Origin of the sequence: Curtobacterium sp. 260, assembly GCF_030803485.1 — a bacterium.
Lineage (GTDB): Bacteria > Actinomycetota > Actinomycetes > Actinomycetales > Microbacteriaceae > Curtobacterium.
Window position 1 is genome coordinate 42,003 of sequence record NZ_JAURUY010000005.1, and the last position, 15,341, is coordinate 57,343.

At 70.3% G+C, this 15,341-nt stretch carries 13 protein-coding genes; 6 read left to right on the forward strand and 7 right to left on the reverse strand.

Annotation, left to right across the window (positions count from 1 at the left end; genetic code table 11):
* The first annotated feature begins 165 nt into the window (after positions 1-165).
* A complete protein-coding gene (locus tag J2X59_RS08020; protein ID WP_326496310.1) occupies positions 166-1,152 on the forward strand; it encodes a COX15/CtaA family protein in 987 nt (328 codons plus the stop codon).
* A 653-nt stretch (positions 1,153-1,805) separates the two neighbouring features.
* Here the strand turns inward: J2X59_RS08020 and J2X59_RS08025 are convergent.
* Positions 1,806-2,750, reverse strand: coding sequence for a heme o synthase (locus J2X59_RS08025; RefSeq protein ID WP_066654411.1), 945 nt, complete (start codon positions 2,748-2,750; stop codon positions 1,806-1,808).
* 373 nt (positions 2,751-3,123) lie between these two features.
* On the opposite strand from J2X59_RS08025, the gene tkt reads away from it, so the two are divergent.
* The 5 genes from tkt (at position 3,124) to pgl (ending at position 10,034) form a co-directional block, all read left to right on the forward strand.
* Positions 3,124-5,217: a transketolase gene (tkt, locus tag J2X59_RS08030; protein WP_209682499.1), complete on the forward strand. Its 2,094-nt coding sequence runs from the start codon at positions 3,124-3,126 to the stop codon at positions 5,215-5,217.
* A gap of 156 nt (positions 5,218-5,373) precedes the next feature.
* Positions 5,374-6,486: a transaldolase gene (tal, locus tag J2X59_RS08035; protein WP_066654417.1), complete on the forward strand. Its 1,113-nt coding sequence runs from the start codon at positions 5,374-5,376 to the stop codon at positions 6,484-6,486.
* A gap of 191 nt (positions 6,487-6,677) precedes the next feature.
* Complete coding sequence (gene zwf, locus J2X59_RS08040; protein ID WP_066654419.1) at positions 6,678-8,216, forward strand: glucose-6-phosphate dehydrogenase; 1,539 nt, start codon at positions 6,678-6,680, stop codon at positions 8,214-8,216.
* Entirely contained in the window at positions 8,213-9,157 is a 945-nt protein-coding gene (locus J2X59_RS08045) for a glucose-6-phosphate dehydrogenase assembly protein OpcA (protein ID WP_066654421.1), read from the forward strand. Before zwf ends, J2X59_RS08045 begins: the two co-directional genes overlap by 4 nt.
* A gap of 106 nt (positions 9,158-9,263) precedes the next feature.
* The gene (gene pgl, locus J2X59_RS08050) at positions 9,264-10,034 is read left to right on the forward strand and encodes a 6-phosphogluconolactonase (protein WP_251159782.1); all 771 of its coding nucleotides are present in this window, start codon (positions 9,264-9,266) and stop codon (positions 10,032-10,034) included.
* A 294-nt stretch (positions 10,035-10,328) separates the two neighbouring features.
* Here pgl and J2X59_RS08055 read toward each other — a convergent pair whose 3' ends face one another.
* The 6 genes from J2X59_RS08055 to whiA form a co-directional block, all read right to left on the reverse strand.
* On the reverse strand, positions 10,329-10,688 hold the full coding sequence (locus tag J2X59_RS08055) for an RNA polymerase-binding protein RbpA (RefSeq protein ID WP_066654425.1): 360 nt from the start codon (positions 10,686-10,688) through the stop codon (positions 10,329-10,331).
* 3 nt (positions 10,689-10,691) lie between these two features.
* Positions 10,692-10,943 carry a preprotein translocase subunit SecG gene (gene secG, locus J2X59_RS08060; protein WP_058727797.1) on the reverse strand — a complete coding sequence of 84 codons (252 nt, stop codon included), beginning with the start codon at positions 10,941-10,943 and terminating at the stop codon, positions 10,692-10,694.
* A 120-nt stretch (positions 10,944-11,063) separates the two neighbouring features.
* Complete coding sequence (gene tpiA / locus J2X59_RS08065; protein WP_251159781.1) at positions 11,064-11,843, reverse strand: triose-phosphate isomerase; 780 nt, start codon at positions 11,841-11,843, stop codon at positions 11,064-11,066.
* Complete coding sequence (locus J2X59_RS08070) at positions 11,840-13,057, reverse strand: phosphoglycerate kinase (protein WP_251159780.1); 1,218 nt, start codon at positions 13,055-13,057, stop codon at positions 11,840-11,842. Before J2X59_RS08070 ends, tpiA begins: the two co-directional genes overlap by 4 nt.
* On the reverse strand, positions 13,054-14,064 hold the full coding sequence (gene gap / locus J2X59_RS08075) for a type I glyceraldehyde-3-phosphate dehydrogenase (RefSeq protein WP_326496311.1): 1,011 nt from the start codon (positions 14,062-14,064) through the stop codon (positions 13,054-13,056). The genes J2X59_RS08070 and gap overlap by 4 nt, the downstream gene beginning before the upstream one ends.
* A gap of 256 nt (positions 14,065-14,320) precedes the next feature.
* Positions 14,321-15,301: a DNA-binding protein WhiA gene (gene whiA / locus J2X59_RS08080; RefSeq protein ID WP_209682494.1), complete on the reverse strand. Its 981-nt coding sequence runs from the start codon at positions 15,299-15,301 to the stop codon at positions 14,321-14,323.
* Positions 15,302-15,341: the final 40 nt, after the last annotated feature.

The window sequence follows — 15,341 nt, forward strand, 5'->3', positions numbered from 1 at the left end:
AGTCCCACGGCGTTGCTGCCTCGCAACGTCGATGGTCCCACGCAGTCGTCCGACCGATCGGCGATCACGGCCCATTCGGAGCCGGCGCCTGCCTAGACTTGACTGCTGCTGAACCCTCGAATCCTACAGGTTCACCGCACGGAACAACAGGAAGGCACCACCCTCGTGACTCGCGTCGGACCCACCGTCGAGCAGGGCGTCCGCCCCGGCACCCGCACGCCGCGGTGGTGGTCCCTCCCCCGCGCCGTCGACCCCCGCGTGATCTGGCTCGCCTGGGCGTCCTTCGTCGTCGAGGTGGTGCTGATCGGCACCGGCGGCCTCGTCCGCCTGACAGCGTCCGGCCTCGGCTGCCCGACGTGGCCGAAGTGCACCGCCGAGTCGCTCGTGTCGACCCCGGAGATGGGGATCCACGGCGTGATCGAGTTCGGGAACCGTCTGCTCACCTTCGTGCTGGTGGTGGTCGCGGTCGCGATGTTCCTCGCCGTCGTCCGCATGCGCCGCACGCGCCCCGAGCTCTTCTGGCTCGCCTTCGCCCAGGGCATCGCGATCCCGGTGCAGGCGGTGATCGGCGGCCTCAGCGTCCTCACGAACCTCAACCCGTTCGTCGTCGGACTGCACTTCGTGGTGTCGACGACGCTCGTCGCGGTGACGGCGACGCTCGTGTACCGCTCGATGAACGGTCCGCGCACCGCGGTGCGGCTCGTCCCGGGCTGGTACACCGGCCTGGTCCGCGGCACCGTCGTCGCGGTGGTCGTCACCGTCCTGGTCGGCATCCTGACCACGGGCTCCGGGCCGCACGCGGGTGCGAGTGAGGCGGTCGACGGTGGCCGTCTGCACCGCACCGGGTTCGACCCGCAGCTGATGGAGCACCTGCACGCGATCCCGGCCTACGCGCTGTTCGCACTGACACTGGCGCTCGTCGTCGGCGCAGTCGTCCTCCGGCTGTCGAGCCGCTGGGCCCTCGTCCTGCTCGTCGTCGAGTTCGTGCAGATCGCCGTCGGCCTGACCCAGGCGCGCACGGGGCTGCCGGTCGGCCTGGTGGGAACGCACATGGTGCTCGCCGGTCTCCTCGTCGGTGCCGTCACCGTCGTCGTGCTCAGCACGCGCGGCAGCGCCGGTCGCCCGGCCGCGCGGGAGCGCATCGCCGCCTGACGCGGTCGTCCGCCGTCCTCCGCCGTCCCACGCGTCGCCTCCGTCCCGAGCGCCGACGGGTGGGACGTCGTCGTCCGCACGGCTCCGGCCCCGTGACCACGCACAGGACGCCGGCGTCGGCGCAGGACGCCTCCGACCACGCGGGACGCCTCCGGATCCGGCACCGTCTCGCGCAGGTGCGACCGTCTCGTGCGGACGCCGCCGTCCCGCACCTCGGCACCGGACCGGCCACGGTGCGGACGGGAGGCGCAGCACCGCCCGTCCCGCACCTCGGCACCGGACCGGCCACGGTGCGGACGGGAGGCGCAGCACCGCCCGCCCCGCGCCTCCCGTCCGACGCCCGGTCGCGGCCGCGCGTCTGCTGCGACATCCCCGTCGTCGTACGACAGCGGCATCGTCGCTGGGCGCACGCGCACCGTGCAGCCCACGTCGTCCGCAGGCTCCCGCGAGGTCCCCGCCGTCGTACGACAGCGGATCTGTCGCGTCGGCCCGCGCCACCCGGGTCGACCCGGGCACGCACCCCGCGCGCCCGTGTCCGAGCCGCGCCCACCCGACCCGCGAACGCCCGACCCGGGACCGCCCGCGCTGCGCCCCGACGCACGGAGCGCCGCCGGCAGACCGGCGGCGCTCCGTGCGCGGGCGACGAACCCTGGCTAGATCGTGAAGGTGAAGACCTGCGGCAGCAGCGGGTCGATGCCCACCGCGATGAACAGCAGCGTCAGGTACGTGATCGAACTGTGGAACACCCGCATCGGCTGGACCTGCTCCACGTGCTGGATCGCCCGCGAGTACAGCCGGTGCGACTCGACGACGAACCAGATGCCCCCGGCCAGGGCGACGACGGTGTACAGCGGCCCCATGTGCGCGACCGGGATGAGCAGCAGCGAGCAGACGAGCGTCGCCCAGGCGTAGAGCACGACCTGCAGCCCGACGACGGTGCGCCCGCGCACGACCGCGAGCATCGGCACGTCGGCGGCGTCGTAGTCGTCGCGGTACTTCATCGACAGCGGCCAGTAGTGCGGCGGCGTCCAGAGGAAGATCACCATGAAGAGGATGATCGGCGCCCAGGTCAGCGACCCGGTGACACCGGCCCAGCCGATGAGCACCGGCATGCACCCGGCGGATCCGCCCCAGACGATGTTCTGCGGGGTGCGGCGCTTGAGCCAGAGCGTGTAGACGCAGACGTAGATCAGGATCGCGACGACGCTGAGCGCGGCGGCCAGCCAGTTCACCAGGAAGCCGAGGACGGCGGTCGACAGGACGGCGAGCGTCCACGAGAACACCAGTGCCTCCTTGTCGGAGAGCTCACCGGTGACCAGGGGGCGCTGGCTGGTGCGCTTCATCAGCCGGTCGATGTCGCGGTCGATGTAGCAGTTGAACGCCGAGGCCGACCCTGCCGACATCGCGCCGCCGAGCATCGTCCAGAACACGAGCCAGAGGTCCGGGACCCCGCGCTCCGCCAGGAACATCGTCGGAGCGGTCGTGACGAGGAGCAGCTCCATGACCCGGGGCTTCGTCAGCGAGACGTACGCGCGGACCTTGCGGGACAGCGTCGAGCGGGGTCGATCGGTGTCGGGCCGGGTCGCGGTGGCAGTCAACAGGGGAACCTCAGTCCGTTCGCGTCAGCTCGCACGCTCGGTGGGCGGCTCCGTCACCGTCGGGGCGTGCGTCGACCCGGAATGCACACGGGTCGACACCAGTTTAGGCCATCGAGGCGCCGCGAGGATGCCCCGCCTCGCCGACCGGGCCGGCTGCCCGACACGGCACCGTCGTCACCTGGACACCTTCTGAGTGCGTGGTCACTATGCTGGACACGCCCTCCCGCATCGTGTGCCCCGAAGACGTCGGCCGCGAAGAGCCGGTCGGCCGCCGCTCAACGGCGACACGACACACGGCCCCGGGACGGCGATCATGTCCGTGCGATGGCACGAGCCCTCGCACATGTCGCAACAACGAAGGGTCAACATCCAAGTGGCTGAATTCACCTGGGACGCCATCGACCGGAAGGCCGTCGACACGGCACGCGTCCTCGCCGCCGACGCGGTCGAGGCCGCCGGCAACGGTCACCCCGGCACCGCGATGAGCCTCGCGCCGGTCGCCCACCTGCTCTTCCAGAAGGTGATGCGTCGCGACCCCAGCGACTCCACCTGGATCGGCCGCGACCGCTTCATCCTCTCCGCCGGTCACGCCTCGATCCTGCAGTACGTGCAGTTCTACCTGCACGGCTACGGCCTCGAGCTCGAGGACCTGCAGCACCTGCGCAAGTGGGGCTCGAAGACCCCGGGTCACCCGGAGTACGGCCACACCGACGGTGTCGAGATCACCACCGGCCCGCTCGGCCAGGGCCTCGCCTCGGCGGTCGGCTTCGGCTACGCGCAGCGCTTCGAGCGCGGCCTGTTCGACCCGGAGACCGCCGACGGCGAGTCGCCCTTCGACCACTTCACCTACGTGATCGCCGGTGACGGTGACATGCAGGAGGGCGTCACCAACGAGGCCGCGAGCCTCGCGGGCCGTCAGCAGCTCGGTCGCCTGGTCGTCTTCTACGACTCGAACCAGATCTCGATCGAGGACGACACCGACATCGCGTTCTCCGAGGACGTCGCGGCCCGCTACGAGGCCCTCGGCTGGCACGTCCAGCACGTCGACTGGAAGAAGACCGGCGAGTACTCCGAGGACGTCGAGGAGCTCCACCGCGCCGTCGAGGCCGCCAAGGCCGAGACGACCAAGCCGTCGCTCATCGTCCTCAAGACGATCATCGGTTGGCCGTCGCCGACCAAGCAGAACTCCGGCAAGATCCACGGTTCGGCGCTCGGTGCCGACGAGCTCAAGGGCCTCAAGGAGGTCCTCGGCTTCGACGCGGACAAGACCTTCCACGTCGACCCGGAGGTGCTCGAGTACACCCGCGGTGCGATCACCAAGGGCCAGGCCGAGCACGCCGAGTGGACGAAGACCTTCGACGCGTGGGCTGCGGCCAACCCGGAGAAGAAGGCCATGCTCGACCGCATCAACGCGGGCGAGCTCCCCGAGGGCCTCGAGGAGGCGCTGCCGGTCTTCTCCACCGAGAAGGCCGTCTCGACCCGCGCCGCCTCCGGCAAGGTCATCAACGCCATCGCGCCGCTCATGCCCGAGTTCTGGGGCGGTTCGGCGGACCTCGCCGAGTCGAACCTGACCACGATCGAGGGCGCGAAGTCCTTCGGTCCGGCCGAGGCGTCGACGAAGACCTGGAGCACCGACCCGTACGGCCGCGTGCTGCACTTCGGCATCCGCGAGCACGCGATGGGCTCGATCCTGTCCGGCATCGTCCTGCACGGGAACACCCGCCCCTTCGGCGGCACGTTCCTCATCTTCAGCGACTACATGCGTCCGGCGGTCCGTCTCGCCGCGCTCATGAAGGCGCCGGCGATCTACGTCTGGACCCACGACTCCATCGCCCTGGGCGAGGACGGCCCGACGCACCAGCCGATCGAGCAGATCACCGCGCTCCGTGCGATCCCGGGTCTCGACGTCGTCCGTCCGGCCGACGCCAACGAGGTGTCGTACGCGTGGCTCGAGATGCTCAAGCACAAGGACCGTCCGGCCGGCATCGCGCTGAGCCGTCAGAACCTCCCCGTCTTCGAGCGTGGCGAGGGCGACGCCTCCGGCGAGACGCTCGCCTCGGCGAAGAACGTCGCCAAGGGCGCGTACGTCCTGGCCGAGGCGCCGAACGGCACCCCGGACGTGATCCTCATCGCGACCGGTTCCGAGGTCCAGATCGCGGTCGACGCCCGTGAGCAGCTCAAGGGCGAGGGCATCAACGCCCGCGTCGTGAGCGCCCCCTCGCTCGAGTGGTTCTTCGAGCAGTCGGAGTCCTACCGCGAGCAGGTCCTGCCGAAGGCCGTCACGGCGCGCGTCTCGGTCGAGGCCGGCATCGCGATGAGCTGGCGCGACATCGTCGGCGACAAGGGCCGCAGCGTGTCGATCGAGCACTTCGGTGCATCGGCCGACTACCAGCGCCTGTTCGCCGAGTTCGGTTTCACCACCGAGCACGTCGTCGCCGCCGCCAAGGAATCGATCGCAGCGTCCTGACCCACGAGGGGCCGGATCCGGTACGCCGGGTCCGGCCCCTCTGCCGGGAGGCACACGGCGGCCCCGCCACCGCGCCTCCCGGCCCACAGACCACGACACACACGGCCCTGGTCGCCTCCGCGCACCGGGCCGGTCGACGAAAGAAGAAGAGAAACCATGGCTGAGAACACCCCCACCGCCGCCCTCTCCGAGGTCGGCGTCAGCATCTGGCTCGACGACCTGTCGCGCGAGCTGCTCGAGACCGGCAAGCTGACCGAGCTCATCGAGCAGAAGAACGTCGTCGGCGTCACCACGAACCCGACGATCTTCGCGTCGGCCCTCGCCAAGGGCGAGCGCTACGACTCGCAGGTCAAGGAGCTCGCGGCGAAGGGCACCGACGTCACCGAGGCGATCTTCGAGATCACCACGCAGGACGTCGCGAACGCGTCCGACGTCTTCAAGCCGATCTACGACGAGACCAAGGGCTTCGACGGCCGTGTCTCGATCGAGGTCGAGCCGGGCCTCGCCCACGACACCCAGAAGACCATCGAGCAGGCCAAGTTCCTGTTCGAGAAGGTCGGTCGCGAGAACGTCCTCATCAAGATCCCCGCGACGCTCGAGGGCCTCGAGGCCATCACCGAGGTCATCGGTGCCGGCATCTCGGTCAACGTCACCCTGATCTTCTCGCTCGAGCGCTACCGCGCCGTCATCGACGCCTACCTCGGTGGCCTCGAGAAGGCCAAGGCCGCGGGCCACGACCTCTCGAAGATCCACTCGGTCGCCTCGTTCTTCGTGTCGCGTGTCGACTCCGAGATCGACAAGCGCCTCGACGCCGCGGGCACCGACGAGGCGAAGGCCCTCAAGTCGAAGGCCGGCATCGCCAACGCTCAGCTCGCGTACCAGGTCTGGACCGAGCAGTTCGCCACCGAGCGTGCCCTCGGCCTGCTCGAGTCCGGTGCCAACACGCAGCGCCCGCTGTGGGCCTCGACCGGTGTCAAGGACCCGTCGCTGCCCGACACGCTCTACGTGACCGAGCTCGCCGCGCCGAACACGGTCAACACCATGCCGGGCAAGACGCTCGACGCGACGTTCGACCACGGCGAGATCCACGGTGACGCCATCGCCGGCTCGTTCGACGACGCGCAGCAGGTCATGGACCAGATCGCTGCCGCCGGTGTCGACTACGACGACGTCGTCGCGCTGCTCGAGAAGGAGGGCGTCGACAAGTTCAACGTCTCCTGGGGCGAGCTCGTCGACACGGTGAAGACCGCGCTCGAGAACAGCAAGTAAGCACGACCGGAGCCTGCGTCTGGAGGACGGGACCGCCGTCCCCCGGACGCAGGCACCCCCGGTCAGGACCCGACCGCCGGAGCCGCGACGCGCCTCCCGGCCGGACCTGACCACCACGACGGCGGAGTCGCCGCTGCCCCCGCAGCGCAGCGCTCCGCCGTCTCCGTTCGACCCACAAGGAGTCCACACTCATGTCACCGGTGGCGATCACCCCGGAGCACAACCCGCTCCGGTTGCCGACCGACCGACGTCTGAACCGGATCGCGGGGCCCAGCACCCTCATCATCTTCGGCGTGACGGGCGACCTGTCCCGCAAGAAGCTGATGCCCGCGGTCTACGACCTGGCGAACCGAGGGCTCCTGCCCCCGGGATTCGCACTCGTCGGGTTCGCCCGGCGCGACTGGGAGGACCAGGACTTCTCCCAGCTCGTGCACGACGCGGTCCGGGACCACTCCCGCACCCCCTTCGACGAGGCCGTCTGGAAGCAGCTCGAGCAGGGCATCCGCTTCGTGCAGGGCTCGTTCGACGACCCCGAGGCCTTCCTCGAGCTGAAGCGCACCGTCGACGAGCTCGACGCGGAGCGCGGCACGCTCGGCAACCACGCCTTCTACCTCTCCATCCCGCCGAAGATGTTCCCGGTGGTGACCGAGCAGCTCAAGGTCTCCGGACTGACCGAGAAGCGCGAGGGCTCCTGGAGCCGCGTGGTCGTCGAGAAGCCGTTCGGCTCCGACCTCCGCACCGCGCGCGAGCTGAACGCGATCGTCGAGAGCGTCTTCGCGCCCGACGACGTGTTCCGCATCGACCACTACCTCGGCAAGGAGACCGTCCAGAACCTGCTGACGCTCCGGTTCGCGAACCAGATGTACGAACCCATCTGGAACTCGAACTACGTCGACCACGTGCAGATCACGATGGCCGAGGACATCGGCGTCGCCGGTCGGGCCGCGTACTACGACGGCATCGGCGCAGCGCGCGACGTCATCCAGAACCACCTGCTGCAGCTCCTCGCGCTCACCGCGATGGAGGAACCCGTCTCGTTCAAGGCCGCTGACCTGCGCGCCGAGAAGGAGAAGGTGCTCTCCGCCGTGCGCCTGCCCGAGGACCTCGCCACGGCGACGGCCCGCGGGCAGTACGACGGTGGCTGGCAGGGCGGCGAGAAGGTCCTGGGCTTCCTCGAGGAAGCGGGGATGGACCCCGAGTCCACGACCGAGACCTACGCGGCGATCAAGCTCGACATCGCGACCCGCCGCTGGCAGGGCGTCCCGTTCTACCTGCGGGCGGGCAAGCGCCTCGGCCGTCGCGTGACCGAGATCGCGATCGTCTTCAAGCGCGTCCCCGAGGACGTCTACGGCAACACGCAGGCACCCCTCGGGCAGAACGCGCTCGTCATCCGTGTCCAGCCGGACGAGGGCGTCACGCTCCGCTTCGGCTCGAAGGTCCCGGGCGTCGGCACGCAGGTGCGCGACGTGACGATGGACTTCGGCTACGGACACGCGTTCACCGAGGCCTCGCCGGAGGCGTACGAGCGACTCATCCTCGACGTGCTCCTCGGCGACCCGCCCCTGTTCCCCCGTCACCAAGAGGTGGAACTGTCGTGGAAGATCCTCGACCCGATCGAGGAGTTCTGGGCCACGCAGGGCCAGCCCGAGCAGTACCGTCCCGGCACGTGGGGTCCGGCGTCCGCCGATGCCCTGCTCGCCCGCGACGGCCGGACCTGGAGGCGTCCATGAAGATCGACCTGCCGAACACCACGGTCTCGAAGATCCAGAAGAAGCTCGTCCACATCCGCGAGGAGGGTGGCGCCGTCGCCCTCGGCCGCGTGCTGACGCTCATCATCTCGACCGCCCTCGGGCACGAGGAAGAGGCGATCTCGGCCGCGAACCAGGCGTCGCGCGAGCACCCGATGCGGGTGATCATCGTGTCGAAGAACGACGGCGACACGAAGTCCCCCGGTCGACTCGACGCCCAGATCCGCGTCGGCAGCGATGCGGGCGCGAGCGAGGTCATCGTCCTCCGTGCGTACGGCGAGACCGCGACGGACGAGGAGAGCCTGGTCACCGGCCTCCTCCTGTCCGACGCCCCCGTCGTCGCATGGTGGCCGCAGGCCGCTCCGGAGCAGCCGGCAGCGTCCGCGCTGGGCCGGATCGCGCAGCGTCGCATCACGGATGCCGCCGCGCAGAAGGACCCGAACAGCGCGATCGAGGCGCTCGGGAAGTCCTACGTGCCGGGTGACACCGACTTCGCGTGGACCCGCCTGACGCTCTGGCGCAACCAGCTCGCCGCGGCGCTCGACCAGCCGCCGTACGAGCCCGTCACCGGCGTCGAGGTGTCCGGTGCGAGCGACAGTCCGTCCACGATCCTGCTCGCCGCGTGGCTCCAGCTGCAGCTGCAGGTGCCGGTGTCCGTCGTCACCTCGCCGCGGGCCACCGGGTCGAGCGGCATCCACGGGGTCAAGCTCGAGCGTGCCTCGGGCACGATCGACCTCGAACGCTCGCTCGTCGACGTCGCGACCCTGTCGATGCCCGGGCAGCCGACGCACGACCTGTCGCTGCCCCGACGGAACCTGCGCGACTGCCTCGCAGAGGAACTCCGTAGACTCGACGCGGACGTCCTCTTCGGAGACGTCGTCAAGCACGGGGTGCCCCAGCTGCGCGAGTCCATCGCCGGCTGAGCACCGCACACGGCCGGGGTCCGGGCGGCGGTCGACACGACCGCCGCCCGCCCCGGTCGGACCGAAGGCGGTCGCACCGGTCGGCCGCCACGAACACGGGAGACACGTGACCAACGAACGACGGGTGCTGGTGCACCCGGACAAGCAGTCCCTCGGCGCGTCGGTCGCCGCTCGCTTCATCACGAAGATCATCGACGTGCTGGACGAGCAGGAGCGCGCGGACATCGCGATCAGCGGCGGCTCGGTGTCGACCCTGGTCCTCGCGGCGATCGGGCAGTCGCCCGCGCGTGAGAGCGTGGACTGGTCGAAGGTGCACGTGTGGTGGGTCGACGAGCGCTGGGTCGCCGAGGGCGATGCGGACCGCAACGTCACCGGCACGCAGACGGACTTCTTCGAGCACGTGGACATCCCGCAGGCGAACATCCACCCCATGGCACCGTCCGACGCCGGGCTGTCCATCGACGAGGCCGCCGCACAGTACGAGCGCGAGCTCCAGGACGCAGCACCCGAGGGCGCGGTCGCGCCCCGCTTCGACATCACGCTGCTCGGGGTCGGCCCCGACGGCCACACGGCGTCGCTCTTCCCCGAGTTCCCGCAGCTCGCGGTGACCGACCGTGCCGTGCTGACGGTCGACGATTCCCCCAAGCCGCCGGCGCAGCGCCTGACGCTGTCCTTCCCGGTGATCAACGCCTCGCAGCGTGTGTGGGTCATCCTGTCCGGCGCCGAGAAGGCGTCGGTGCTCGGCCTCGCACTGGCCGGTGCCGCGGTGGACGAGGTCCCCGTCGGTGGCGTGCAGGGCCGCAAGCGCACCGTGTTCTTCGTGGACCAGGACGCCGCGCGCGAGGTCCCCGAGAACCTCATCGCGTCGACCTACTAGACGCGACCCCCTGACGGGCGGGAGGCGCGGTGCCGGCTGGCACCGCGCCTCCCGTCCGTCGTCGGTGCCGGCCCGCGCAACTGCCGTGCGGACGTCGCCGGCCCGCTTCCGGTCGCACGACTTGCCGCTCACCTCCGACCCCGACGGCATGTCGTGCGACCCGAACGACCGCGCGCGGCACGTCCTGCGACCGGAACAGCCAGGACCGGAGGACCGAGGGGCACCGACGACAGGTCCCGCGAACGACGAAGGCCCCCGCACCGGATCGGTGCGGGGGCCTTCGGACGTCGGGTGCTACTTCGCGGTACCGCGGCGCTGCCGGAGCTGCTGCAGCGCGTCCTCGAGGAGCTGCGCTGCCTCTTCCTCGGTGCGGCGCTCCTTCACGTACGCGAGGTGCGTCTTGTAGGGCTCGGTCTTCGCGACGACGGGAGGGTTCTCCTTGTCACGGCCGGCCGGCAGACCCGTCGACGGCGAGTCCACCGTCTCCGGGATCTCGTCGTCCGGCAGGGTCGCCGAGAAGTACCGCACGACCTCGTTGCCGAGGGCGTCCCAGTACGAGACGGCAACGCGCTCTGCCTGGACGCCGCGGTCCTGCTCCCCCATCGGACCCGCGCCGACGCGGGACCCTCGGATTGCACTGCCTCCGGTTGCCATGGCTCAGCTCCCTGCCGTGAACTTGTTGATGAGACCGAGCACGATGATCGAGACGATCCAGACCAGACCGAGGATCACCGTGATGCGGTTGAGGTTGCGCTCGGCGACGCCGGACGCCCCGAGGTTGCTCGTCACGCCGCCGCCGAACATGTCGGAGAGACCGCCACCGCGGCCCTTGTGCAGGAGGATGAGGAGCGTGAGCAGGAGGCTCGTGATCGCGAGCAGGACCTGCAGCACGACGGAGAGTATCGCCACGACGTACCTTTCGTGTGAAGTCAGCCCTGCAAGTGTAGCGGGCCGAGTGAGCAGCCCCGACACCGGCACGGGCGTGGCTCAGGCCGGCCACGCGGACGTGGCCGGCCTGAGCGGGATGGATCAGAGTCCGACGTGCTGCCGGAAGCGCGCGATCGCCGCGAACTCCTGCACGTCGAGCGAGGCCCCACCGACGAGCGCACCGTCGATGTCGGGCTCGCGCAGGAAGCCGGCGATGTTGCCCGACTTCACCGAACCGCCGTAGAGCACGCGCGTACTGGCGGCGAGGTCGTCGCCCCAGGCCTCGGCGATCCCGCGACGCAGCGCGGCGCAGTCCTCCTGGGCCTGTTCCGCAGTCGCGGCCTGACCGGAACCGATCGCCCAGACCGGCTCGTACGCGACGACGATCTCGGACGGCTTCACGGCCTCGAGGACGACCTTGAGCTGTTCGACCGGGACGACACCGGCGCCGCGCTGCTCGCGCTCCTCGCCGGTCTCACCGACACAGACCACCGGCACGAGGCCGTGCTTGACTGCAGCGGCGGTCTTCGCGGCGACGACCTCGTCGGTCTCCCCGTGCAGCGTGCGCCGCTCGGAGTGTCCGACGATGACGTACTGCGCGTCGAGCGCTGCGAGGAACGCCCCGGACACGTCACCGGTGTGGGCACCGGAGTCGTACTGGGACAGGTCCTGGGCGCCGAACCGGATCTCGAGCTTGTCGGCCGAGATGAGCGTCTGGACGCTGCGGAGGTCCGTGAAGGGCGGGAACACCGCGACCTCGACGTCGTCGTGGTCGTGGCGGGCATCCTTCAGGGTCCACGCGAGCTTCTGCACGGTGGCGATGGCCTGGAGGTGGTCCAGGTTCATCTTCCAGTTGCCGGCGATGAACGGCGTGCGGGTCATCGGGACCACCCCAGTGCTTCGAGACCGGGCAGTGACTTGCCCTCGAGGAACTCGAGGCTCGCACCACCACCGGTCGAGATGTGCCCGAACCGGTCGTCCGAGAACCCGAGCGACCGGACGGCCGCCGCGGAGTCGCCACCGCCGACGACACCGAGGCCGTCGACCTCGGTCAACGCCTGCGCGACGGTCTTCGTGCCTGCTGCGAACGCCGGGAACTCGAACACGCCCATCGGACCGTTCCAGAACACGGTCCTCGAGCCGGACACCGCCGACGCGAAGCGCGCCGCGGTCTCCGGGCCGATGTCGAGGCCGATGCCGTCCGTGCCGAACGACGAGGACTCGATCGCGTCGGCGGCGACGGTCTCGTGGTCGGCGTCCGCGGCGAACCCGGAGGCCACCACGACGTCGGTCGGCAGGTCGATCGTCACGCCGAGCTCGTCCGCCTTGGCGAGGTACGCCCGGACGGTGTCGAGCTGGTCCTGCTCGAGGAGCGACTTCGCGACCCCGTGGCCCTGGGCCGCGAGGAACGTGAAGAGCATGCCGCCACCGATGCACAGCGTGTCGACCTGCGGGAGCAGGTGCTCGATGACACCGAGCTTGTCGCTGACCTTCGATCCGCCGAGCACGACCGTGTACGGCCGCTGCGGGTCCTTGGTCAACCGCTCGAGCACCGTCAGCTCGGACTCGATGAGCGAGCCGGCCGCGCTGGGCAGCGCTGCCGCGAGCTCGTACACGGAGGCCTGCTTGCGGTGCACGACGCCGAAGCCGTCCGACACGAACGCGTCACCGAGGGCGGCGATCCGCTCGGCGAACGCCGTGCGCGCCGACGCGTCCTTCGAGGTCTCCTCCGGGTTGAAGCGGAGGTTCTCGAGCAGCAGGACGTCGCCGTCCCCGAGGGCCTCGGCGGCCGCGGTCGCCTCGTCGCCGACGGTCTCGCCGACGAAGGTGACCTCCTTGCCGAGCAGTTCCGAGAGCCGCTGCGCCACGGGGGCGAGCGAGTACTCCTGCGCGGGCGTGCCGTCGGGACGACCGAGGTGCGAGATCACGATGACCCGCGCACCGGCGTTGACGAGCGTGTTGAGCGTGCCCAGCGACGCGCGCACGCGGCCGTCGTCGGTGATCGTGCCGTCCTTGAGCGGGACGTTCAGGTCACACCGGACGACGACGCGCTTGCCGGCGAGGTCGCCGAGGTCCTCGAGGGTGCGGAGGCTCATGCCGAGAGTCGCTCGCCCACGTACTCGGTCAGGTCGACGAGGCGGTTCGAGTAGCCCCACTCGTTGTCGTACCACGAGGTGATCTTGACGAGCTTGCCGAGGACCTTGGTCAGACCGGAGTCGTAGATCGACGAGTGCGGGTCCGTCGTGATGTCGGTCGACACCAGCGGGTCCTCGCTGTAGAGCAGGATGCCCTTGAGCGGACCCTCGGCGGCCTCCTTGTAGGCGGCGTTGATCTCGTCGACGGTGACCTCGGACGACGTCTCGAGGGTGAGGTCGGTGATCGAACCGGTCGGCACCGGCACGCGGAGGGCGTAGCCGTCGAGCTTGCCGGCGAGCTCGGGCATGACGAGGCCGATGGCCTTCGCCGCACCGGTCGAGGTCGGGACGATGTTGAGCGCGGCGGCGCGGGCACGACGCGGGTCCTTGTGCGGGCCGTCCTGCAGGTTCTGGTCGGCGGTGTACGCGTGCACCGTCGTCATGAGGCCACGCTCGATGCCGAACTTGTCGTGGAAGACCTTGGCGAGCGGCGCGAGGCTGTTCGTGGTGCACGACGCGTTCGAGATGATGTTGTGGTTCTCGGGGTCGTACTGGTCCTCGTTCACGCCGAGGACGATGGTGACGTCGTCGCCGGTCGCCGGGGCCGAGATGATGACCTTCTTGGCGCCCGCATCGATGTGCTTCTGCGCGTCGGCTGCCTTGGTGAAGAAGCCGGTCGACTCGATGACGATGTCGACGCCCAGCTCGCCCCACGGGAGGTTCGCGGGGTCGCGCTCCGCGAGGACCTTGATCGGCTTGCCGTCGACGACGATGCTGTCGCCGTCGAGCTCGACGGAGACGCCGAGACGACCCGTGATGGAGTCGAACTTCAGCAGGTTCGCGAGGGCCGCGTTGTCGGTGAGGTCGTTCACCGCCACGATCTCGAGGTCGGAGCCCTTGGCGAGGGCGGCCCGGAAGAAGTTACGGCCGATGCGGCCGAAGCCGTTGATGCCGATCTTGACGGTCAATGGATCTCCTGGTGGGTGTGGAGCGCCCCGGGGGCGCTGCTTTTCGGAGTCGTGCGGCCCTGCGGACCCACGTGTGGTGGACGATACGCCCCGTAACGTCGCCGTAACGACCCTAGCAGTCGGACACTGCGCGCCCGCGCCGGATGACGGTCCGTCCGGACGGTCCCGCCGACGGTGGTGGACGCTCCCCCGGACGGACGGGAGGCGCGGTGCCAGCCGACACCGCGCCTCCCGTCCGTCGTGGGGCCGGTCGGGGCTACGCCCCCTCGAGCTCCTCCGGCACGCTGGCCTCGGTCCCCGGCACGCCGGTGTCGACGGCCTTCTTGTCGGCCATCGCGAGCAGGCGGCGGATGCGGCCGGCGATCGCGTCCTTGGTCATCGGCGGCTCGGCGTGCTGACCGAGCTCGTCGAGCGAGGCGTCACGGTGCTGCAGCCGGAGCGATCCCGCGTACTTGAGGTGGTCCGGGACGTCGTCACCGAGGATCTCGAGCGCGCGCTCGACGCGGGCGCACGCGGCGACGGCGGCCTGCGCCGAGCGGCGGAGGTTGGCGTCGTCGAAGTTCACCAGACGGTTGGCGGTGGCGCGGACCTCGCGGCGCTGGCGCATCTCCTCCCACTCGGCGGTGGTGCGGGCGGCGCCCATGACGGTGAGCATCTGGCCGATCGCCTCGCCGTCGCGGATGACGACGCGGTGGACGCCGCGGACCTCGCGGCCCTTCGCGGCGATCCCGAGGCGCGAGGCGGCACCGACCAGTGCCATCGCCGCCTCGTTGCCCGGGCAGGTGACCTCGAGCGCGGCGGCACGACCGGGGTCGGTCAGCGTGCCGGAGGCGAGGAACGCACCGCGCCAGATGGCGGCGAGGTCCTCGCGGTTGCCGGTCGTCAGACGGTTCGGCAGGCCACGCACCGGGCGACGGCGCGCGTCCATGAGCCCGGTCTGGCGGGCGAGCGTCTCCCCCGCCTCGAGCACGCGGACCAGGTAGCGGGTGCCGCGGCGGGAGGACGCGGACGACCCCACCGACGCCTCGCTCCGCACGCCGTACAGCTCCGCCAGGTCCTTGCGCACGCGGTGGACGATGATCCGGGTGTCGAGCTCGACCTCGACCGCGATCCTGCCCGAGATGACGTGCAGGCCGCCCGCGAACCGCAGGATGGTCGCGAGTTCGGCGGCGCGGACCGTGTTGCGGTTCACGACGACCCTGGCCAGTTCGTCCTTGACCTCGGCAGTCAACGGCACAGCATCATTCCTAACGTTTTCTCTGGTGGGGTCCGCGGGT